Source organism: uncultured Phascolarctobacterium sp. (assembly GCF_902463975.1).
Lineage (GTDB): Bacteria > Bacillota > Negativicutes > Acidaminococcales > Acidaminococcaceae > Phascolarctobacterium_A.
Map to the genome: position 1 here is coordinate 1 of NZ_CABQHJ010000027.1, position 22,222 is coordinate 22,222.

General features: G+C 49.7%; 17 protein-coding genes. 7 read left to right on the plus strand and 10 right to left on the minus strand.

The features are described 5' to 3' along the window. Window positions 1-95: 95 nt before the first annotated feature. On the minus strand, window positions 96-1,946 hold the full coding sequence (gene ftsH, locus RDW05_RS08450; RefSeq protein WP_369335455.1) for an ATP-dependent zinc metalloprotease FtsH: 1,851 nt from the start codon (window positions 1,944-1,946) through the stop codon (window positions 96-98). Between the two features lie 226 nt (window positions 1,947-2,172). Here ftsH and pyc point away from each other — a divergent pair, with 226 nt between their 5' ends. Beyond that, window positions 2,173-5,613, plus strand: coding sequence for a pyruvate carboxylase (gene pyc / locus RDW05_RS08455; protein ID WP_307978659.1), 3,441 nt, complete (start codon window positions 2,173-2,175; stop codon window positions 5,611-5,613). A 172-nt stretch (window positions 5,614-5,785) separates the two neighbouring features. Further along, a complete protein-coding gene (locus RDW05_RS08460) occupies window positions 5,786-7,315 on the plus strand; it encodes a hypothetical protein (protein WP_307978661.1) in 1,530 nt (509 codons plus the stop codon). Window positions 7,316-7,452: 137 nt separating this feature from the next. Here the strand turns inward: RDW05_RS08460 and galE are convergent, their stop codons facing one another. The 5 genes from galE to RDW05_RS08485 form a co-directional block, all read right to left on the minus strand. Then, on the minus strand, window positions 7,453-8,442 hold the full coding sequence (galE, locus tag RDW05_RS08465) for a UDP-glucose 4-epimerase GalE (RefSeq protein ID WP_303710049.1): 990 nt from the start codon (window positions 8,440-8,442) through the stop codon (window positions 7,453-7,455). A 3-nt stretch (window positions 8,443-8,445) separates the two neighbouring features. Beyond that, on the minus strand, window positions 8,446-9,327 hold the full coding sequence (gene galU / locus RDW05_RS08470) for a UTP--glucose-1-phosphate uridylyltransferase GalU (RefSeq protein ID WP_307978664.1): 882 nt from the start codon (window positions 9,325-9,327) through the stop codon (window positions 8,446-8,448). Window positions 9,328-9,422: 95 nt separating this feature from the next. Then, a complete protein-coding gene (locus tag RDW05_RS08475) occupies window positions 9,423-10,793 on the minus strand; it encodes a phosphomannomutase (RefSeq protein WP_304224975.1) in 1,371 nt (456 codons plus the stop codon). Between the two features lie 118 nt (window positions 10,794-10,911). Next, on the minus strand, window positions 10,912-11,691 hold the full coding sequence (locus RDW05_RS08480) for a retron system putative HNH endonuclease (protein ID WP_293722292.1): 780 nt from the start codon (window positions 11,689-11,691) through the stop codon (window positions 10,912-10,914). Continuing rightward, the gene (locus tag RDW05_RS08485) at window positions 11,688-13,004 is read right to left on the minus strand and encodes an AAA family ATPase (protein WP_307978666.1); all 1,317 of its coding nucleotides are present in this window, start codon (window positions 13,002-13,004) and stop codon (window positions 11,688-11,690) included. Before RDW05_RS08485 ends, RDW05_RS08480 begins: the two co-directional genes overlap by 4 nt. Window positions 13,005-13,179: 175 nt before the next feature. Between RDW05_RS08485 and RDW05_RS08490 the strand changes: the two genes are divergently transcribed. The 5 genes from RDW05_RS08490 to RDW05_RS08510 all read left to right on the plus strand — a co-directional run bounded on the left by RDW05_RS08490 (window position 13,180) and on the right by RDW05_RS08510 (window position 17,638). Further along, entirely contained in the window at window positions 13,180-14,391 is a 1,212-nt protein-coding gene (locus tag RDW05_RS08490) for a DUF401 family protein (RefSeq protein WP_307978667.1), read from the plus strand. Between the two features lie 157 nt (window positions 14,392-14,548). Then, entirely contained in the window at window positions 14,549-16,006 is a 1,458-nt protein-coding gene (locus tag RDW05_RS08495; protein ID WP_293821915.1) for a sodium/proline symporter, read from the plus strand. A gap of 196 nt (window positions 16,007-16,202) precedes the next feature. Beyond that, window positions 16,203-16,796 (plus strand): hypothetical protein, encoded by a 594-nt coding sequence (locus RDW05_RS08500; RefSeq protein WP_307978668.1) that lies wholly within the window; start codon window positions 16,203-16,205, stop codon window positions 16,794-16,796. A 229-nt stretch (window positions 16,797-17,025) separates the two neighbouring features. Further along, window positions 17,026-17,220 carry a type II toxin-antitoxin system HicA family toxin gene (locus RDW05_RS08505; RefSeq protein WP_009144914.1) on the plus strand — a complete coding sequence of 65 codons (195 nt, stop codon included), beginning with the start codon at window positions 17,026-17,028 and terminating at the stop codon, window positions 17,218-17,220. Between the two features lie 4 nt (window positions 17,221-17,224). Next, window positions 17,225-17,638, plus strand: a complete 414-nt coding sequence (locus tag RDW05_RS08510) for a type II toxin-antitoxin system HicB family antitoxin (protein ID WP_249747652.1) — start codon at window positions 17,225-17,227, stop codon at window positions 17,636-17,638. Between the two features lie 62 nt (window positions 17,639-17,700). Here RDW05_RS08510 and aguB read toward each other — a convergent pair whose 3' ends face one another. The 4 genes from aguB to RDW05_RS08530 are packed head-to-tail and all read right to left on the minus strand — an operon-like array spanning window position 17,701 to window position 22,205. Next, window positions 17,701-18,579 carry an N-carbamoylputrescine amidase gene (gene aguB / locus RDW05_RS08515; protein ID WP_307978670.1) on the minus strand — a complete coding sequence of 293 codons (879 nt, stop codon included), beginning with the start codon at window positions 18,577-18,579 and terminating at the stop codon, window positions 17,701-17,703. Then, entirely contained in the window at window positions 18,576-19,709 is a 1,134-nt protein-coding gene (gene aguA / locus RDW05_RS08520) for an agmatine deiminase (RefSeq protein ID WP_307978672.1), read from the minus strand. Before aguA ends, aguB begins: the two co-directional genes overlap by 4 nt. Beyond that, entirely contained in the window at window positions 19,706-20,944 is a 1,239-nt protein-coding gene (nspC, locus tag RDW05_RS08525; RefSeq protein ID WP_307978673.1) for a carboxynorspermidine decarboxylase, read from the minus strand. Before nspC ends, aguA begins: the two co-directional genes overlap by 4 nt. A gap of 1 nt (window position 20,945) precedes the next feature. After that, window positions 20,946-22,205, minus strand: a complete 1,260-nt coding sequence (locus tag RDW05_RS08530; RefSeq protein WP_009144909.1) for a saccharopine dehydrogenase family protein — start codon at window positions 22,203-22,205, stop codon at window positions 20,946-20,948. Between the last annotated feature and the right edge of the window lie 17 nt (window positions 22,206-22,222).

A 22,222-nucleotide genomic window follows, 5' to 3' on the forward strand; every position in this document is an offset into this window, starting at 1 on the left:
TTATTTTTTTCCGCGATTAACGCTGCGTGCAAAAAACAACGCAGTCACGTTGCCGTTTTACGGAATACGTAACTGCGTTTAAGCTTGCACTTATTTTATACTTCCGGCTTGTTCTCGCCGGCAGCTTCCTTAGCCTGCTCCTGCTGCAGCAAAGCCATAAACTGCTCGCCGGTAATAGTTTCCTTTTCCAGCAGGTACTGTGCCAGTACATCCAGCTTATCTCTGTTGTCCTGCAAAATCGTGCGTGCCTTTGCGTGAGCCTCCTTTATCAACGCCAAAACCTTGGCATCAATCTTGCCGGCTGTAGTTTCACTGCACTGCAGGGCAGCGTCACCGCCCAGATAACGGTTGGCCACAACCTCGGTAGCCATCATATCAAATTCTTCCGTCATACCCAGACGTGTTACCATGCTGCGTGCCAGCTTGGTAGCCTGCTCAATATCATTGGAAGCACCGCTGGTAATGCTGCCGAAAACAACCTCCTCCGCACTACGGCCGCCGGTCATTGTCACAATTTTATTGAACAGCTCCTCCTTGGTCATCAGCACGCTATCGTTTTCGCTAATCTGCATGGTATAACCCAAAGCGCCGTTAGTACGCGGAATAATAGTAATCTTATGAACCGGAGCACTGTGCTTCTGCATCGCAGCCACGAGCGCATGGCCAATTTCGTGGTAGGCAATAACCTTTTTCTCTGCGGGAGAAATTACCGCACCCTTACGCTGATACCCGGCGATAACGGTTTCAATGGATTCCTCCAGATCTTCCTGCTCCACCACGTTACGATGCATTTTTACGGCGCGCAACGCACCCTCATTGATAATATTGGCAAGCTCTGCACCGCTGGCTCCGGCTGTTGCCCGCGCCAACGTGCCATAGTCGATATTGTCTGCCATACGCACGTTACGTGCATGAACCTTCAGGATAGCCTCACGGCCCTTAAGATCAGGCAGCTCAACAGGAATACGGCGGTCAAAACGTCCCGGACGCAAAAGCGCCTTGTCCAAAGATTCCGGACGGTTGGTAGCTGCTAAGATGACTACGCCCTTGCTGCCGTCAAAGCCGTCCATTTCGCTCAGCAGCTGATTCAAGGTCTGCTCGCGTTCATCATTGCCGCCGAACTGACCGTTATCACGGCGTTTGCCGATGGCATCGATTTCATCGATAAATACTATGCAAGGCGCCTTTTCCTGCGCTTGCTTGAACAAATCGCGCACACGGGCAGCACCCATGCCGACGAACATTTCTACAAATTCACTGCCGCTAATGCTGAAGAACGGCACCTTGGCTTCGCCGGCTACCGCACGCGCCAGCAAGGTTTTACCCGTACCGGGAGGGCCTACCAGCAATGCACCCTTCGGCATGTTGGCACCGATATCCTTGTACTTGCCTGGATTATGCAAAAAATCCACCAGCTCCATCAGTGCTTCCTTAGCCTCGTCCTGACCTGCTACATCGGCAAAGCTTTTGCCTGTCTGCGCTTCCACATAGACCTTGGCATTACTCTTGCCGAAGCTCATAGCGTTGCCGCCCATACGCTTGCCCATAAAGTACATAAACAGCTGTCCAAGTCCAAAGAAAATCAGAATAGGCAGTACCCAATTGGTGAAAAAGGTTACAAGCGGACTTTGTTCCTTGGGCACAACCTGCGTAAATTCTACCTTACTTTTCATCAGGCGGTTAGCCAGCTCCGGGTCCTCCACTCTGCCTGTAACGTAAATTTCTTTTTCGTTGTTCTTATCAACCGCAGCCAGACGCTTATCGGTAATTTCTACCTTAGATACCTTGCCTTCATCCACCATCTGAAGAAAATTATTATAGGAAACCTCCTTCATTTTCGGGTTGAAGAACATTGGCATGATTACGGAATTGAATACCAGAATCAAAACCAGCATCAGCATATAATAATACGTCAATGGCCGCTTTTTATCATTGTTATCGTTCATCATTTCATCTCCTCACTATGCTTTATAAGTATTATTGTATACCTATTTATAGCAATAAACAAACGAAAAAAATGTGAAGCTGATTGTATAGTCAACACAAAAAGTGTTAAAAAATCACACTCTCCTCGTCCCCTGCAAGAATACTTGTATACATGCGCCCTATCCCTTGAATTTACATGCCGTTTTCTATACAATTAGCATGTAACTATCTAAGGAGGTCAAACTTATGCCTAAAATTAATACAGTTTTAGTTGCTAACCGCGGCGAAATCGCCATCCGCGTTTTCCGCGCCTGCAACGAATTAGGAATCCGTACTGTTGCTATATATTCCAAGGAGGACACCCTGTCCCTGCATCGCAACAAAGCCGACGAGGCCTACATGGTAGGCGAAGGCAAAAGTCCGACCGACGCTTATCTTGATATCGAAGACATTCTGCGCGTAGCCAAGGAGCATGACGTAGATGCCATCCATCCCGGTTATGGCTTTTTATCCGAAAACAGTAATTTAGCACGCCGCTGTGCTGAGGAAGGCCTGATTTTCATCGGCCCTCGCCTGGAACACCTGGTAATGTTCGGCGACAAAATAAACGCCCGTAAGCAAGCCGAGCTGGCAGGCATCCCCATGATTCCCGGCAGCAAGGGCACGGTAAACAGCCTCGATGAGGTACTGGCCTTTGGCGAAAAATGCGGTTATCCTATCATCATTAAAGCAGTCAACGGCGGCGGCGGCCGCGGTATGCGCGTTGTTCACAGCGCCGAAGAAGCCATAACTGCCTACGACATGGCTAAAAGTGAAGCTAAAAAAGCCTTTGGCAATGATGAAATATATCTGGAAAAATATCTGCAAAATCCGAAACACATTGAAGTACAGATTATCGGCGATACCCACGGCAATTTAATGCATCTGTTTGAGCGCGACTGCTCCGTACAGCGCCGCCACCAGAAGCTGGTTGAAATTGCTCCGGCCTTCGCTCTGCCTATGGAACAACGCAAAGCTATCTGCGAGGCTGCTGTCAAGCTGATGAAAAATGTTGACTACATCAGCGCCGGCACCGTAGAATTTTTGGCTACGCCTGACGGCAAGTTCTACTTCATTGAGGTTAATCCCCGCATTCAGGTTGAGCACACCGTTACCGAGCAGATTACCGGTATAGACATTGTGCAGACACAAATCAAGATTGCCGAGGGCTACAACCTGCACGGTCCGGAAATCGCCCTGCCGCAGCAGGATGAGCTGACAACCATCGGCCATGCTATCCAATGCCGTATTACCACCGAGGACCCGTCCAACAACTTTATGCCCGATACCGGCAAGCTGATTACCTACCGCAGCGGCGGCGGCTTCGGCATCCGTCTGGACGGCGGCAACGCCTTCACCGGTTCCGTCATCACTCCGTATTACGATTCTCTGCTGGTTAAGGCTACCACCTGGGGCCTCACTCACCAGATTGCAATTACCAAGATGCTGCGCTGCTTAAAAGAATTCCGTATCCGCGGCGTCAAAACCAATATCCAGTTTTTGGAAAACGTACTGCAGAACCCGCACTTCATCAAGGGCGATTATACTACCGACTTTGTTGATAATACACCGGAGCTGTTTGTCTTCCAGAAAACCTTGGACCGCGGCAACAAGCTGCTGAACTACATTGCCGATATCACCGTCAACGGCTATTCCAACGTCGGCGTACAGCCGAAGCCGGACTTCGCCCCGCTGAATATGCCAAAACCCTACAACGGCATTCTGGCGTTGGGTGCTAAGCACGTTCTTGATACCCGCGGACCTGAAGGTCTGGCTGAATGGGTACTGGCACAGCAGGAGGTTCTGCTCACCGACACCACCTTCCGTGATGCGCATCAGTCCCTCTTCGCAACCCGCCTGCGTACTGCCGATATGCTGCGCGTTATGCGCGATACCGCCGGCAAGCTGCCCGGACTCTTCTCCTTTGAATGCTGGGGCGGCGCTACCTTTGACGTAGCATATCGCTTCCTCGATGAAAGCCCCTGGCAGCGTCTGGCACAGTTCCGTCAGGCTGCGCCGAATATTCTCTTCCAGATGCTGCTGCGCGGCGCTAACGCTGTAGGCTATACCAGCTATCCGGATAATGTTGTTAAGCAGTTCATCAAGCTGGCTGCCAAGAACGGCATTGACGTTTTCCGTATCTTCGACAGCCTCAACGGTCTGGACAATATGCGCCTGTCGATTGACACCGTCCGCGAATGCGGTAAGGTGGCAGAGGCAGCACTGTGCTACACCGGCGATATTCTCGACCCCGACCGCGACAAATACGATTTACATTATTACATAAACATGGCTAAAGAGCTGGAAAAAGCCGGTGCCAACATCATCGCCATCAAGGATATGGCCGGCCTGCTGAAGCCGGAAGCAGCTTACCGCCTTGTAAGCAGCCTCAAATCCTATGTCAACGTGCCTATCCATCTGCACACCCACGAGGGCAGCGGCAACGCTATCTACACCTACGCGCGTGCTATTGATGCCGGCGTTGATATCGTAGATACTGCTATGAGCGCCATGAGCAACGGTACCTCCCAGCCCAGCGGCAGTAGCCTGTACTACGCTCTCAGCGGCCATCCGCGTCAACCGCGTCTTGATGTAGACGCTATGAACGAGCTGTCCCGTTATTGGGAAACCGTGCGCCCCTACTACAAGGCAGCCGACAGAACCGAAAACTTCCCCAACCCCGAGGTCTACGTACACGAAATGCCCGGCGGACAATATACCAACCTCAAACAGCAGGCACAGGCTCTGGGCCTCATCCATCGCTGGGAGGAAATCAAGGATATGTATCACCGCGTATCCATGATGTTCGGCGATTTAATCAAGGTTACTCCGTCCTCCAAGGTTGTCGGTGATATGGCACTCTTCATGGTGCAGAACGACCTGACGGAAGAAGACGTTTACGCTAAGGGCGATATTCTGGACTTCCCGGCTTCCGTTGTGGAATTCTTCGAAGGACGCATCGGCACTCCGTACCAGGGCTTCCCCGAAAAGCTGCAGAAGCTGGTGCTCAAGGGACGCACTCCCATCAGCGAGCGTCCGGGCGCTGTACTGCCTCCGGTAGATTTTGAGGATGTACGCGCTAAGCTCAAGGAGCTGGATGCACCTACTACGGACGAAGCAGTGAGCGCTTACTGCCTCTATCCGAAAGTATTCACCGACTGGGTAAACCGTTACAACCAATTCGGTGATGTATCCGTTCTCGATACTCCTACCTTCTTCTTCGGCATGACGCCGGGCGAGGTTATCAAGGTTGAGATTGAACAGGGCAAAGTGCTCGTTATCAAGCTGGACCACATCTCCGAAGCCAACGCTGCCGGTATGCGTACCGTCTTCTTCGAATTCAACGGCCTGCCACGTGAAATCGAAATCAAGGACCGCAACGCCAAAACTACCACTGTTACCCGCAAGAAAGCCGAAAAAGGCAATATGGGTGAAATCGGTGCTTCCCTTTCCGGCTCCGTTGTCAAGGTGCTGGTAGAAAAAGGCCAGTCCGTTACCAAAGGCACTCCGCTGATTGTTACCGAAGCAATGAAGATGGAAACCACGCTTTCGGCACCGATTTCCGGTATCGTCAGCGCTATCCATGTAGCTGCAGGCGAACGCGTAGAAAGCGGCGACTGCCTGTTGGAAATCAAAACGCAAATGTAAAATTATATACGCTTAAAATTAAGGCTGCTGACGTGGTGGATTTCCACCACTACAGCAGCCTTGTTTTTTTGCTGGTCATTATTTTTGCTCTATGTTATGATATAGTTATTCTTTGCTTTTTTAAGAACAGCATTATTTGCTGCAAGACATATTTTTATTACGAGGTGAGCACATGAAACAGACAATCTATCAATTCGTAAACAGCCATCTGGACGAGCATGGCCGCTTTACAGCTACTGACCTGTGCGATGACCGCTACGCCACCATCCCCCGTCCCCTTGGCTCCGAAGATGCCTTTCACTATACAATGGGCAACCTGCCCAATCCCAATTCCGCCAGTGTGCTGCTCAAGCTGCTGCAAGCTTATATGCAGGAGCCTACAACCCAGCAACGCAGCAGACTGTACAATGAGCTGAAGGGCATGGCCTTCGCGGAATATTGCGACCCCTTTATTGAAGCCTTAGACCAAAATGACATTAACGCCGTAGCCTATGACCTGGCGCGCCGCTTTTTCTACAACGCAGATGGACGTGAGCAGGTAAAATTTGCTATCTTGATTTTCGGTATGTACGGCATGGAAAAAATTTGTCATCAGGATCAGGAGCTTTGGCAGGATTTGCTGCGCATAGCACACTGCGAGGAATTTACCTTCGCCTTTTTATATTCCTGCCGCGTAACAAATTTCAACCCGCAAAACGCTATCTGGGAGCTTATCCGCTGTACCAGTGGTTGGGGCAAGGTTTTCAGCATTACCGACTGCCACTGCCGTAATGAGGAGGAACGCCTCTGGCTGCTGCAGAACGGTCCCGATATCGATGTAGAATATCCGCCACTGTCCGTCAAATTCATCAGAGAAACACACTTAGAGGAACAGCTGGCACATCTGCTTAACTACGCACAGTATAAAAGCGCTGTCATCATCGTGGGCAATTATCTGATTATGCTCAACCATTTTCCGGCAGAGGTGATTGAAGAGCAGTTCAATATCAGCGACATCCATCTGAACAAGCTGCTTACCTGTCTGCTTGACCAGGCTGAAGCGCATGTCAGCAAACCGGAGGACGTGCTTGATTTAATTAGCTACGTTACGGCGCTGCAGCAGCTTTGCGATGAGCAGAACCATATGCAGCTCACTCTTAATCAATGCCATGAACAGATTGCCGCCTGCGAAAAAATCATCTACCGCAAGGACTGGCAGCCGGAAATAGAAAATAATTTAATCAAGGATGATAAACTCGATTACCAGCTGTGCAACCTGGCAGTGGAGCTTGATATAGACATTTGGCCGCGGCTTTTCGATTTTTGGCTGGCGCATCCGGACGAAACACCGCTGTTCCCGTACCTGCTTTCCTACGAAGGCGAGCAGCGCTCCGAGCGTGTACTGCGTCAAATCGAAGCGGACCTGCCCCGCTACTGTGTAGAACAAAACGACCTGCTGGTACCGCTGCGTTATCTCAACACACATCCAGGTGAAAGCGATGCTATTATCTGCGCTGCCCTGGAATCTATCTTCGATTTGCCGCGCGGCATCGCCTGCGGCATTGTCGATGACTGGGGACAGGAATTTATCACGCCTGCCATCCGCCGCTCGCTGATTAAAGCACGTCAGCTCAGCAATAACGATGTAGTTACCGCGCGTATCGACTGCCTGCTGGCAGGCAAGCATTTCGACATCGGCAAGTTCCTCAACAAACGCAAATAAGCAGACTGCTATGCAATGTTATTGCTTAGCTTAGACAGTTATTGCTAAGAAAAGCTTTCTCAACACATAACAAAACCGGTTTCCCTATCGGCTTAAAAGCCTGGGAAACCGGTTTTTTAGTATGCACTTATTTACTTTTAGCCGCAATAGCCATGCGGATGGCCCTTATGCCACTTCCACGCGGTGCTGATAACCTCATCTACACTGCTATGCTGCGGCTCCCAGCCCAGCTCCTCACGAATTTTAGCCGAAGAAGCAATGAGCACTGCGGGATCACCGGCACGACGCGCCTCCTCCACAACGGGGAAGTCAACGCCGGTAACCTTTTTGGCGCTGTCAATCATCTGGCGTACACTGAAGCCGTTTTCACTACCCAGATTATACACACGGCTGCTGCCGCCGCTCAAAAGATGTTTGAGCGCCAGCACATGCGCCTTCGCCAAATCGCAGACATGAATATAATCACGCACGCAGGTACCATCAGCCGTCGGATAATCGGTACCGAAAATAGAAACCTGCTTGCGCACGCCCTGCGCCGTTTTCAGAATCAGCGGAATAAGATGGCTTTCCGGGCTGTGGTCCTCGCCGATATCGCGCGTTGGAGAAGCACCGGCAGCGTTAAAATAACGCAAAGCTACATAACGCATATCATAGGCATGGTCATAATCCGCCAGCATGCCTTCAATCGCCAGCTTGGTACGGCCGTAAACGTTGGTCGGTGCCAGACGGCTGTCCTCGGTAATAGGTACTGCTTCCGGCTCACCGTAAACAGCTGCGGTAGAAGAAAATACCATGCGGTCCACACCGGCACCACGCATAGCCTCTAAAAGATGCAGGCTGCCTTCAACATTATTAAAATAATATTTCGCCGGGTCGGTCATAGATTCACCTACCAGACTGCTGGCAGCAAAATGAATCACCGCATCAATTTTAAACTGCTCCATAATATGCTTGGCAAAGCGTACATCATGGATATCGCCTTCTACCAGCTGTACTTCGTCAGGCACTGCTGCCTCATGGCCGGTAGAAAAATTATCATAGACAATAGGAGTAAAGCCGCTCTTTTGCAGCTCCTCCACTACATGGGAGCCAATATAACCTGCTCCGCCGGTAACAAGGATATTCATTAATTATTTGCTCTCCTTTGCAACGATTCCCTGCAGATAGGTCAGGAACTTGTCACGCAGCTCAGGACGCTTCAGCGCCATTTCTACAGTTGCCTCCAAGAAGCCCTGCTTATCACCCACATCATAGCGACGTCCTTCAAAGTCATAAGCATACATCGGCTGCTTCTTAGCCAATACCTTAAGCGCATCGGTAAGCTGGATTTCATTACCACGGCCGGGCTGAGTTTGCTCCAGAATCGGGAAAATTTCCGGTGTAATTACATAACGTCCCAAAACAGCCAGACGAGAGGGTGCTTCCTCTACCGCAGGCTTTTCTACCATATCATTTACCTTAACAGTGCGTGCTTCACCAGTCGGTTCACCGGCAACAATGCCATAAGCAGATACCTTCTCCTGCGGCACCTCCTGCACACCTAAAACGCTGGCACCGGTTTTATCATAGACATCAATCAGTTGCTTCAGTGCAGGCACCTGGCTGTCAACAACGTCGTCACCCAGCAATACAGCAAAGGGTTCATCGCCCACAAAATGCTTGGCACACAAAATAGCGTGACCAAGTCCACGCGGCTCCTTTTGGCGGATATAGTGAATGCGGATATCAGAAATTTTGCGAACCAGCTCCAGCTCCTTGGTCTTGCCGCTGGCCTCCAGGTTCAGCTCCAGCTCGATGCTGCGGTCGAAATGGTCTTCAATGGCACGCTTGCTGCGGCCGGTAATAATCAGGATATCCTCAATGCCGGAAGCAAGAGCCTCTTCGATAATATATTGGATGGTCGGTTTATCAACAATAGGCAGCATCTCCTTCGGAGTTGCTTTGGTTGCAGGCAGGAAGCGTGTGCCCAGGCCTGCTGCCGGAATAACGGCTTTACGTACAGGTTTAAACATTTAATCTTATCTCCTTTACAGACTCAAATGAAATATATGCATAGCAGCAACGCTGCAGGCAGTGCTTTACGAAAAAACACGGATACTCAGGAAAGTTAAGCTTCTTCGCCGCCAATAACTTCCAATAATTCTGCTGTCTTCGCAGCAAGCAGCTCCTTATCACCCTTAGTTTCTACGTTCAGACGCATTACAGGCTCCGTATTGGATACACGCACATTAAAGCGCCAGTTATCATAAGCAACGCTCAGGCCGTCCAGGTGATCCTGCTCGCCGTCAGCATATTTTTTGCCCAGCTCTGCCAGTACTGCTGCGGAATCAGCAACCTTGCGGTTTATTTCACCGCTGCAGGGATACATAGCAACGCGCTCGCCTACCAGCTCGCTGAGCTTTTTACCGCTGCGGCACATCAGCTCAGTTACCAAAAGCCAGGGAATCATGCCGCTGTCGCAGCAGGAGAAATCGCGGAAATAATGATGCGCACTCATCTCGCCGCCGTACAGCACGTCATTGTTGCGCATGCATTCCTTCATAAAGGCATGGCCGCTCTTGCAGCGCACAGGCACACCGCCGTCACGCTGCAAAATAGCTTCCGTATTCCAGGTCAGGCGCGGGTCGAACATAATCTTCGCACCCGGCTCCTTGTGCAGGAAAACCTCCGCCAGCAGACCGACAATGTAATAGCCTTCGATAAAATCTGCCTTCTCGTCAAAAAGGAAGCAGCGGTCGAAATCACCATCCCAGGCAATACCCAGATCAGCACCACTCTCGCGCACAACCTTGGCTGTAGCCTCACGATTTGGCAGCAGCAGCGGGTTAGGCACACCATTGGGGAAGGTGCCGTCAGGCGTTTCGTTCAGCGTAATAAACTCAAACGGCAAATGCTTAGCCAGCTCCTTCAAAATCGGGCCAGCACCACCATTGCCGGGGTTAGCAACAATCTTCATCGGTTTGAGCACACTCGTATCAACGTAAGTCAGTAAATGCTCAATATAAGCAGGCATAATATCCAGCTGCTCCAAGGCACCCATAGTCTTGCCTGCTACCACCTGATGTGCAAACGGCTTTGTAGTAGCAACCATCTCACCAATTTCCTTCAGACCGGTATCGCTGGAAACAGGACGCGCATCACGACGCACCAGCTTCATGCCATTGTATTCCTTAGGATTATGGCTGGCAGTAACCATAATACCGCCATCTGCTTTCAGATGCGCGGTAGCAAAATAAATCATTTCTGTACCACACTGGCCGATATCAATAACCTTGGTACCGCCATGGCGCAGTCCCTCTGTCAGCGCATCTACCAATGCTCTGCCGCTCAGGCGGATATCATGTCCGACAACAACAGTTTCTGCAGCAAACATTGCTGAAAAAATGCGTCCCATACGGTAAGCCATTTCCTCATTAACCTCCGTAGGGTAAACACCACGTACATCGTAAGCCTTGAAAGCCTTATTTGTAACTTGCATTTCTCTATTCTCCTTTTTTTATAGTGTATTTAGCAAAATTTCATTGTTCAAGAACCATTTTATATTATTCTTCATCAAACAAAAAAATCCTGCCTGCATTGCAGACAGGATTTAAATGCTACAGCTTTGCTCCGCTCGCACGGATAACTTCTTCCGCTGCCTCGCCCAGATACCAACGGATAACGGAAAAGAACGGCAGCGTCACGCCATTATAATCAGGCACCAGACAGATGGTCGCCAGCATTTCCAGAACTTCATCCAGCTCACGGCCCTTGCTAAGCTCCTCGCTAATCTGGTCCTCCAGCGTATGGATTACCTCACGACGCATGCGCATCAGCCGCGGCGCGTTCAAGTTCAGCTCGCGGATGGTACTGCGCGCCTTACCCTGCAAATCTTTGGGGCAGGTGTCTTCGTCTACGTACATCCGCCCGCTATGCTCCGCATAACGGAACAGACGGATTTTGCCTGGAATCTTCAGAGGATTGAGGATATAGTTTGTAATTTCACGCCCACCCTTGGGCACATCACAGCTACGGTCCCGCTTCTGGCTGGAATAGCGCCACTCGGGATCAGGCACATAAGGCTGACTGCCGCCGTGGCACACGCCTAACAGATTGCGCCAATCCAAATGATAGTTGTGTCCGTGCTCCTGCGTAGCATTTTTCGGATAAAAATGCTCTACGCGGAAGTCATCAACCTCGCCTTCCTCCTCCGCCAGCTTAATACCGACCTCACAGTAGGCGCAAAGGCCGTGCTGGTCACGCAAAATTGCTTCGCGCACCTGTTTATAGCCCTTGCGGCAGCGACGGCGGAAATGCTCCCAGGTTTCCTCGGGATTACGCAGACGGTAATGCTTCAGCAGCTCGGGCTCTTCCTTGCTTTTATAAACACGTTTCATGAGCGCCTCCTGCGGAACTGACGCATACGAATATCCATATCCGCACGCAGCAGAGCAGGCTCCTTGCCCTTGGACCATTTATCCAGCTTTTTGCGCAGCTCCAGCGCTTCCGGCGTATCCCAGGCATCCTCGCTCACCAGCTGCAGATAACGCTTTAAATCCTGCACAATCGGCAGAGCTTGCGGACGTGGGCTCACATTCTGAATATCCTGCAGCAGCTGATAGCTGTTGGCGCCCAAGGAAAAATCTACGTGGCGCACGCCTTCGAACTGCTTACCCCAGGCCAGCACACGGATGCTCTCGGCCGGCACGCTGCTCAGCACCTGGGCACTATGCGTAGTCACCACAAACTGTACCATCGGGAAGGTTTTCTGCAAATCCAGCAGCACCGTCTGCTGCCACAGCGGATGCAGATGCATTTCCACCTCATCAATCAATACAAGCCCCGGTGTCTTGGTTACGGCCTCCTCACGCAGCTGCGGATTCAGGCGTGCCATGCGATAGGCCAGATCCGCCACCATGCTGATAATACTGCGGAAGCCGTCGCTCAATTCATCTACCACCATCTCACCCATATCTGGATGGCTGACAACAAAGCATTTCAGGCGATAATTATAATACAAATCACGCAGGCCGGTACTTTCCAGACACACGTCTACAGCGTTCTGAATAGCATTCTTCAGCATCACATTGCGCTTCACCTCTGCGCTGTACTGCTGCTCTGACTGCGCACACTTGGTAACGTACTCAAACCATTTTCCGAAGGTACTGTAGGAAGAAGACGGCTCCAGACATTCCTCGTAGCCTACATTGCGTTCCATCAGTGATTTATGAAAATTTGTCATCAGCTTGCTGTCTACCCAAATGCGCTGAGTACCGTAATAGGCCAGCACCGGCAGCAGCCTGTTGCCGTTCTCCTTGGCATCGTGCGCCAATGCACAGCCACGTTCGCACAGCTCATCAGCATCATCCTCAGGCACATTACCCTCAAGCAGGCGGCGGGTACAGGTAAGCTTTTTGCCGTAAACCTCACCCTCCAGCTTAATTTCTACCGGATAATGGCATTCCATACCATCAATATGACGCATATCCTTTTTATAAACAGGCACACGTCGCACATCCTGGGGAGTAATTTGCCGGCCACTGGCATCAAAGCTGCGCAGATAGGGCTCCAGAGCAATTGCCAGCGCATCAAAAATCGCCGTCTTGCCCTTGCCGTTTTCACCTACAATAACTGTCAGCCTAGGTTCAAAATCAATATCAAGCTCATCATAACAACGGAAATTCTTCAGCCTTAATCTTTCTATCTGCATAATCTGACCTCCGTTTCTGTATCTCTGCTTACATTATAGCATTATTTGCATCCCATACTAAGATTTTTTACAGTTTTATTATGATTTTTTTGTAGCAGGGTGTATAATAAATAAACATCATCAGCAATTACTTGGTACTTGCCAACAATTACGCAACCGAAAGGAAAAACTGTTTATGAATATATTTCTTCTGCTTACAATCGCCATGCTCATGATTATCCTCATGCTGCGTCGTCACATCCCCATCGGCCCCTGTATGCTCACCAGCGGTATTTTTATCTGGCTGATGAAAGCACCGGAGCTACAGTATCTGGTGCAGGCATTACGCGAAACGCTGACAATGCCGCGCACCTATGATATTCTTTTTGCCCTCTATTTTGTCATGTGCCTGGAAATCGAGCTGCGCACCAGCGGTGCACTGGCCGGTATGGTGCAGGCGCTGCAACGCATCTTTTCCAGCGCTAAGGTAACCCTGGCCGTGATGCCTGCCTTCTTAGGACTGCTGCCGTCATTGGGCGGCGCGCGCTTTTCGGCTCCCATTGTAGAGGAAGCCAGCAAAAATATTCCTATCGAACAGGACCACAAGGCAGCCATCAATTTCTGGTTCCGCCATATCTTTGAATTTTCCAGCCCGATTATCCCCGGTATGATAATGGCCTGCAACATCGCCGGTGTCAGCTACAGTGAATTCATCCTGCATCTGGCCTGGCTCACCGTACTGGCCTTCTCCGCCGGCTGGTTTGTTCTCATCCGCCCCATCAAAGCGGACAGCAGCCGTACTGAAGCAATTGCCAATGACAGTCAGGGTATGCAGGATTTATGGCTGGCGCTTTCGCCTGTCATTATCACCTTTATTCTCGTAGTATTCTGCGGCTTTAATGCCTCTGCCGGCATGGGATTGGTAACAGCCTGCCTTTTTCTGGTACTTCGCTTTACTAAACGCGAGGTCGGCCTCAAGGATGTTGTCATCGGTGCGCTAGATATCAAAATGTTTCTCAATGTGCTCTGCATCCTCTACTTCATTCAGATTTTGACGGTCACCCATGTGCTGCAGGAAATCGTTGCAGCCTTCCAAAGCTCTCCGCTGCCGGTGCCTGTCATCATCGCCTGCGTCAGCTTCATCATCGGCGTGCTCACCGGTATGTCGCAGGGACACGTGGCCATCGTTATGCCCATTGTCGCCGCCATGCAGACAGGCAGCCTGAACCTGGCCGGCGTTGCCATGGCCTTCGGTATTGCGGGGCAGATGCTCACACCTACGCATATGTGTCTTGTCATCACTGTCGATTATTTCAAAGCCAACTTTTTCAAAACGCTTAAGCCTGTACTTCTGTGTGAAATAATCATTTTGACTATCTTTACAGTTTATACTTATTTTACATGGTGAATTTTTTGTGCTTGCTTAGCAACAGGAAATCTGTAGTTCAGACCTAAAAACGCTGTTATTTACAGATTAAACACTTTATTTTTATTATTTGCTTGCAGTAGCACAAAGATTAAGTGTATAATAGTATTATCTATTCTTAAATTTTGGAGGGGTGTTCGTGAATTATACGGAAATGGTAGTCTTCATTATCTACCTGCTATTCATGCTATCAATCGGTATCTGGTTCTTCTATAAAAATCGTCAGGGTGGTGAAAAGACCTACTTCCTCGGCGGCCGTCAGATGGGACCGTGGGTAACCGCTCTTTCTGCCGGTGCTTCTGATATGAGCGCCTGGGTGCTCATGGGCTTGCCGACATCTATTTATGCTCTTGGTCTCGGTCAGGCCTGGATCAGTATCGGCCTGCTCACCGGCTATTCCTTAAGCTGGATTTTCCAGGCACCGCGCCTGCGTCGTTTTTCCATCGTGGCCAACGATGCCATCACTATTCCGCAGTACCTCAGCAACCGCTTTTTATCTAAGTCCCACGTGCTGCAGGTAATCTGTGCAATCGTCTTCCTCATTGCCTACACTATTTATTCCGCTTCCAGCATCAAGGCTTGCGGTACTCTGTTCAACACTGTTATCGGTATTGACCAGACCTACACCATGTATGTGGCAGCCTTCATCATCATCGGCTACACCTTCTTAGGCGGCTTCTCCGCTGTTTGCTGGACCGACTTCTACCAAGGCCTGATGATTCTCGGTTCTCTGCTGATTGCACCTATCTTCGCAGTATCCTTAATCAATCCGCAGGCTGTTGCCGGCATTCCGCCCGATTACTGGAATCCGGTTGCCAAAACCTCTGATATCATCTCCGGCTTCGGCTGGGGCCTGGGCTACTTCGGTATGCCGCATATCATCATCCGCTTCATGTCCCTCAAATCTCAAAAGGAAATGAAGAAATCCGCTGTTATCGCTATCAGTTGGACCGCCCTCATCTGCTTCTTCGCTACCATGGTAGGCGTTGTTGGCCGTATGTATCTGGGCATGGATGAAAACATCAACCAAAACTCTCTGGTATTCATCGCCATGGTTCGCAGCATTTTCCCGGCTCTGATGAGCGGTATCCTGCTTTCCGGCGTATTGGCAGCTTCCATGAGTACTGCCTCCAGTCAGCTGCTCGCTTCCGCTTCTGCCTTTGCCAGCGACGTTTATAAGCCTGTAATCCGTAAATACCAGTCCGGAGATAAGGAAATGCTTTGGGCAGGACGTATCGTCGTACTCGTTATCTCCTTCGTTGCGCTGCTTATTGCCGATTCCCCGCGTGCCGGCAGCATCATGGAGCTGGTTGCCAACGCTTGGGGCGTATTCGGTGCAGCCTTCGGTTCTGCTATCATGCTCAGCCTTTTCTGGCGCGGCTTCACCTTCCAGGGTGCTGTAGCCTGCATCATCGTTGGTGCTGTTGTTGATATCGGCTGGTACCTGACTATGGCTGCTTCCACTGGCATCTACGAAATTATCCCCGGCTTTTTTGCCAGCCTTGTAGCAGGTGTCATCGTTTCTCTGCTCAGCGGCGGTCCTTCCAAGGATGTTGCTGAACTTTATGATAAAGCCAACAACTACGTTGAGGAATAATTGTATAAGCCTAAAAAATCAGCCACATAAAAAAGTCCGATTTGTCATCACAGACGAATCGGACTTTTTATATTCTCAGCAAAATTTCAAGCTAATTTTACCCAAAGAGGCAAAAGCATAGCATTTTCCTCTCATTCATATTATAATAAAAGTGACCAATAAATTTGCTTAATACATTGTGTGAGGAGGTTCTGCCATGCGTACTTTTCTGCCATTAGCCTTTTGGTACTGGCTCTATAACCAGCTCTTCTTCTTTTTGGGGGCATTAGGATTTTTTGTAATTCATTTTCTTGTTGCTTTCATCGGCTTCGGCGGCATGGATACCCTTGCCAGCGCTATTTTGACAACACTTTATGCATTTATTCTTTACAAGCTCTTCGGGCGTTTTCTCTGGCGCAACAGGCTACAGCAATATAGTTTTAGCAGTAACACTCTCATATATGCCTCATTGCTGCCGCTGATTTTAGGCAGCGTCGTTCTCACCGCCAGCTTTGCCATAGCAGACGGCAAAATCTACAACACTATGACTGCCATGCCTGTGCTCGCAGCCATCAATCTCAGCCTTTCCTACCTGCCGCTTGCCAAAAGCGTCTGGACAATGCTCATTCTAGGCAGCATCTTCAACCTCTTTACGCTTATCTGCTTCTGGCGCTACTGCCGCAAATATCTGCAGCAGGAAATTCCCTGGCTGAAGCTGCTCATACCACTGTCTATCTGTCTGGTAATCTGCACAATCATTATTTACAGCATAACCATTATGTATCTGCCTGATGACAAAGTAGGAGGATGAGATAGTCAAAATTTTATCATCATTAATCCAAACATCTTATGAAATTTTTGCAAATATACCTCTAACCATATTTTCTATGATATAATAAGTCTAACATACAAATTTAATACTGTTGTCGTTCTCTTAGGAGTATTGTAGTACCAACTGCAATACTCCTTTTTTAATAGCATTATCAATACGTATTGTTTTTATACGTGTTAAATGATACAATTATGAAAGGAGCAATATCATGAAATTTAAAGAACTGGAAAAGCTACTGAAAAAAGCCGGTTGGACATTATATTCGACCAGAGGCTCCCACTTTTATTACGTACATCCACGCCAACCTAATAAAGTAACTGTTCCTAACCATAAGGGAGATATTCCCATAGGCACAGTTAAAGCTATTTTCAAACAAGCCGGTTTAGATTTTCAGAAAGGGTGATTTTATGTTATCAATGTATCCTGCGTGCTTTTATAAAGAAAAAGACGGACAATACACCGTAATTTTCCCAGACCTTAACCACCTGGCAACCTGTGGTACGGATTTACAAAATGCCATGAAAATGGCAACAGACTGCCTTGCCGGCTTTCTTTACGAAGCAAAGCTCAGCAATGAAGCTGTTCCGGAACCATCTGAATTAAACACTATTGACGTTAACGAAGAATATAGCGATTACGCAGAAGCCTTTGTTAATATAGTAAGTGTTGATGTAGAAGCATATGCCAAAGAGCACTTTACCAAAGCAGTCAAAAAAACTCTCACCATCCCCAAATGGTTAAATGATGCGGCGATTGCCAAAAAGCTGAACTTCTCCAAAATTTTACAGGATGCTCTCAAGCACGAGCTCAATATCGGATAAAGCAAAAATCACAACCGGTTACATATATAACCGATTGTGATTTTTTATTATAGCTTCAATATTTACTTACCGGCAATTTTACCGTAGCATTCCGGTCTGCGATCGCGGAACAGGCCCCAGCTCAGTCTGTCCTCAGCCAAGGCTGCCAAATCATACTCCGCATAAAGAATTTCTTCCTTATCACGCGATGCGTCCTGCACAAGCGCACCGGTACCGTCGGTCATAAAGGAAGAGCCGTAGAACAGCAAGGAGGACTGTTGGCCCGCATTGCCTTCGCAGGGCTCCACAGTTTCCAGACCAATGCGGTTTGCTGCTACCACAGGCATCAGGTTAGCTGCGCTATGGCCTTGCATAACACGGCGCCAATGCGGCATGCTGTCGCAGTCTAAGATAGGCTCGGAACCAATCGCCGTAGGATAGAACAAAAGCTCTGCTCCGTTCAGCGCCAGGCAGCGTGCTGTCTCAGGGAACCATTGGTCCCAGCAGATACCGATACCGACACGGCCATACTTGGTATTGAAAACCGTAAAGCCGCTGTTACCGGGTTTAAAGTAAAATTTTTCCTGATAAAAATGATCGTCAGGAATATGTGTTTTGCGATAAACGCCTAAAATCTCACCGTCAGCATCAATGCAGGCGATGGAATTATATAATTCGTTGACATCACGCTCAAAAAAGCTGATAGGCAGAACGATATTCAGCTCCTTTGCCAAACGCTTGCCCATCTGCACCGCAGGATTTTCTTCCGTAGGCAGTGCATACTGATAGAAATCATAGCGACGCTGCTGGCAGAAATACGGACGCTCCCACAGCTCCGGCAGCAGAATAATATGCGCACCGTTCGCTGCAGCTTCGCGTACCAGCGCTTCAGCGTGCTGCAAATTTTCTTCTACGGTCGGCGCACAGCGCATCTGCACTGCTGCCACCTTTACCTTGCTCATAAGCACACTCCCTTCGGAATTTGCTGTGTAATGCAGTGAATATTACCGCCGCCGGTCAAAATAGCCCGCGCCGGTATCTGTACTACCTTACGCTCCGGACAGAGCTTGGCAAGAATTTCCGCCGCCAGCGCATCGCTTGCCGCATTCTCACCGCCAAAGGCAGGCACTACAACACTGTCATTACTGAAATAAAAGTTTACATACGAAGCCGCCAGACGTTCACCGGCCTCGCGCATATCCTCGCCTTCAACAAAGTCGAAGCCTGCTACCTCGTCCTCTGTGATGCACACCGGCACCGCAGGCACAGGCAGCTTATGCACGATGATTCTGCGTCCCTTAGCATCCGTCAGCTGCTCCAAAGCGTTCAGGCTGGCCTTGCTCAAAGCATACTGCGGATCAGCTTCGTTATCTGTCCACGCCAGCACCACCTCACCGGGGCGGATAAAGGCACAGACATTATCTACATGCTCGTTTGTTTCATCGTTATAAATACCGCGAGGAATCCACAAAACCTTCTCTACGCCCAGGTAAGTCTTAAGCTTTTGCTCAATCTTCTCTTGGGAAAGGTCGGGATTACGTCCTGCGCTCAGCAGGCAGGCCTCTGTTACCAGTGCCGTTCCTTCACCGTCACAGTGAATAGAACCGCCCTCCAGTACAAAGGGGGCAGCATCGTACAGGGTAACGCCATAATGCACCGCAAACTTTTCCGCAAAAGCGTCGTCCTGCTCATAATCGGGATACAGGCCATCTACCTCGCCGCCCCAGGCGTTAAAGCGCCAGTTCACACCGCGCAGCTCACATCCCTGCGCGCCGTCGCGTACCACAAACGTCGGACCGATGTCACGCGCCCAGCTGTCGTCTGTTTCCATAGCGACCAGCTCAATGTTGGCAACATCTGCAAGATATTCCTGTGCCACAGCAAAGTGCTTAGCACCGCAGATAACATAAACCTTTTCGCTCGCCGCAATCGCCTTAATCACAGCCGTAAACGCTTCGCAGGCCGCCACTGCGCCAAAGCTCCAGGAGCCTGGACGCTGCGGCCACACGATGATGCAGCCGTCATGCGGTTCGTATTCGCCGGGCATATGAAAGCCGTCGGCAGCGGGAGTAAAGTTTTTCTCTAACATCATGACAAACGTCCTTTAAAATCTTCATAACCGAAACGGCGCACCAGCTCCGTAGTACCGTCCTTGTGCAGCAGCACAATATCAGGCAGCGGAATGCCGTTAAAGGTATTATTTTTTACCATGGAATAAATCGCCATATCCTCAAAAATCAGCTTATCGCCAACCTTGATTTCCTTATCAAAGCTGTAATCGCCAATCACGTCACCGGCCAGACAGGTCATCGAGGACAAACGGTATTTATACTGCTTCTCGTCAGCCTCATAGCCGCCGCGCAGAGGCGGACGGTAAGGCATTTCCAGCACGTCAGGCATATGGCAGGCAGCCGAGGCGTCAAGAATAAGAATATCCAGACCGTTATGCACAATATCCAGCACCTCGGTCACAAGATAGCCGGCATTGAGCGCCACAGCCTCACCGGGCTCCAGATATACCTCAACATGATAGGTAGCGCGAATATATTTCACCAAATCAATCAGCGCTTCCACATCATAATCACTGCGTGTAATATGATGACCGCCGCCCAGATTCAGCCATTTAAGCTGTGCAAAATATTTGCTGAACTTCGCTTCGAATGCCTTCCATGTTGTCAGCAGGTCATCAGCGTTCTGCTCACACAGCGTATGGAAATGCAAACCTTCGATTTCCGGCGGCAAAACCTCCGGGAAGTTCGCCAGCGTAACGCCTAGACGGGAGCCATAAGCACAGGGATCATAAATCGCGTGCTCTCCCTCCTGCGTCGAGCACTCCGGGTTCACGCGGATGCCCACGCTAACGCCGGCCTGCTTGCAGACAGGCAGATGCTTTTCCAGCTGCGCAAAGCTATTGAAAATAATATGGTCGCAGATCTGCACCAGCTCCTGCATATTCTGCTCCTTAAAGGCAGGCGCAAAAACATGGTTTTCCTTGCCCATCTCCTCATGACCAAGACGCGCTTCATAAATGCCGCTCGCCGTAGTACCGGCCAGATATTCGCCCATCAGCGGATAGAGGCGGAACATAGAAAAGCATTTCTGTGCCAGCAGAATATGCGCACCGCTTGCGCGCTGCACATGCTGCAAAAGACGCAGATTATTCAGCAGCTTCGCCTCATCAACCACATAGCAGGGCGTCGGCAGCGCCTTCAGCGCCGCCTCCTCGCGCTCTGCGCGCAAATTCTTCTGCAAATCTGCCAGACGGTTAGCCCCTTCAGCCTTGTCGACAACATATGCCGGCATTACAGTTTCCTTAGCGTCCGTCATCTTATTCTACCGTAGCCGGGTTTTCGTCAACAACCCAAGGCAGGCCGAACTTGTTCAGCATATCCATGTACGGGTCAGGATCGAATTCTTCCACATTGAATACGCCCTTGCCCTGCCATTGCTTGGTAATAACCAGCGCAGTACCGATCATTGCAGGAACGCCGGTGGTGTAGCTGATAGCCTGAGAGCCGACCTCTTTGTAGCATTCCTGATGGTCGCAGACATTATAAATATAGATGGTCTTCTTCTTGCCATCTTTGGTACCGGTGAAAATACAGCCAATGTTGGTTTTGCCTACGGTGCGAGGACCGAGAGAAGCAGGATCCGGCAGCAGCGCTTTAAGGAACTGAATAGGAACAATCTCCTTGCCTTCATAGTTAATCGGCTTGGTAGACAGCATGCCAACATTCTCCAGGCACTTCATATGTGTCAGATAGCTTTGGCCGAAGGTCATGAAGAAACGGATGCGTTTTACGCCGGGGATATTCTTAGCCAGAGATTCAATTTCCTCATGGTGCAGCAGATACATATCCTTCATGCCAACCTCAGGGAAATCATACTCGCGTTTAATAGCCATTGCCGGAATTTCTACCCAATGACCGTTTTCCCAATAGGAGCCGGGAGCAGAAACCTCACGCAGGTTAATTTCCGGGTTGAAGTTGGTAGCGAACGGATAACCATGGTCGCCGCCGTTGCAGTCCAGAATATCGATAGTTTCGATTTCATCAAAATAATGCTTCAGTGCATAAGCAGAGAAAACACTGGTAACACCGGGGTCAAAGCCGGTGCCGAGCAGAGCCATAATGCCGGCCTGCTCAAATTTTTCTTTATAAGCCCATTGCCAGGAATAATCGAAGTAAGCAGAAAAGCCCTCTTCCTTGCAGCGCTTGTCATAAACTGCACGCCATGCAGGATCATCAATGTTTTCCGGCTCATAGTTAGCGGTATCGATGTAATCAACCTTGCATTCCAGGCAGGCGTCCATAATAGTCAGGTCCTGATAAGGCAGAGCAACATTCAGCACTGCGTCCGGCTGGTAAGCCTTAATCAGCTGTACAAGCTGTTCCTTGCTATCAGCGTCAACCTGTGCTGTAGTAATCACAGTAGAGGTCGTGGGCTGCAGCTTTTCCTTAACTGCGTCACATTTGGACTTCGTACGGCTGGCAATACACAGCTCGGTGAAAACATCACTGTTTTGGCAGCATTTTGCGATAGCTACGCCGGCAACACCGCCGCAGCCGATTACTAATAATTTACTCATAATTCAAATCATCTCCT

Excerpts from the sequence above, each read along its gene's own strand:
- ftsH (WP_369335455.1), bottom strand. The coding sequence starts at position 1,946 with ATGAACGATAACAATGATAAAAAGCGGCCATTGACGTATTATTATATG.
- pyc (WP_307978659.1), top strand. The coding sequence starts at position 2,173 with ATGCCTAAAATTAATACAGTTTTAGTTGCTAACCGCGGCGAAATCGCC.
- RDW05_RS08460 (WP_307978661.1), top strand. The coding sequence starts at position 5,786 with ATGAAACAGACAATCTATCAATTCGTAAACAGCCATCTGGACGAGCAT.
- galE (WP_303710049.1), bottom strand. The coding sequence starts at position 8,442 with ATGAATATCCTTGTTACCGGCGGAGCAGGTTATATTGGCTCCCATGTA.
- galU (WP_307978664.1), bottom strand. The coding sequence starts at position 9,327 with ATGTTTAAACCTGTACGTAAAGCCGTTATTCCGGCAGCAGGCCTGGGC.
- RDW05_RS08475 (WP_304224975.1), bottom strand. The coding sequence starts at position 10,793 with ATGCAAGTTACAAATAAGGCTTTCAAGGCTTACGATGTACGTGGTGTT.
- RDW05_RS08480 (WP_293722292.1), bottom strand. The coding sequence starts at position 11,691 with ATGAAACGTGTTTATAAAAGCAAGGAAGAGCCCGAGCTGCTGAAGCAT.
- RDW05_RS08485 (WP_307978666.1), bottom strand. The coding sequence starts at position 13,004 with ATGCAGATAGAAAGATTAAGGCTGAAGAATTTCCGTTGTTATGATGAG.
- RDW05_RS08490 (WP_307978667.1), top strand. The coding sequence starts at position 13,180 with ATGAATATATTTCTTCTGCTTACAATCGCCATGCTCATGATTATCCTC.
- RDW05_RS08500 (WP_307978668.1), top strand. The coding sequence starts at position 16,203 with ATGCGTACTTTTCTGCCATTAGCCTTTTGGTACTGGCTCTATAACCAG.
- RDW05_RS08505 (WP_009144914.1), top strand. The coding sequence starts at position 17,026 with ATGAAATTTAAAGAACTGGAAAAGCTACTGAAAAAAGCCGGTTGGACA.
- RDW05_RS08510 (WP_249747652.1), top strand. The coding sequence starts at position 17,225 with ATGTTATCAATGTATCCTGCGTGCTTTTATAAAGAAAAAGACGGACAA.
- aguB (WP_307978670.1), bottom strand. The coding sequence starts at position 18,579 with ATGAGCAAGGTAAAGGTGGCAGCAGTGCAGATGCGCTGTGCGCCGACC.
- aguA (WP_307978672.1), bottom strand. The coding sequence starts at position 19,709 with ATGATGTTAGAGAAAAACTTTACTCCCGCTGCCGACGGCTTTCATATG.
- nspC (WP_307978673.1), bottom strand. The coding sequence starts at position 20,944 with ATGACGGACGCTAAGGAAACTGTAATGCCGGCATATGTTGTCGACAAG.
- RDW05_RS08530 (WP_009144909.1), bottom strand. The coding sequence starts at position 22,205 with ATGAGTAAATTATTAGTAATCGGCTGCGGCGGTGTTGCCGGCGTAGCT.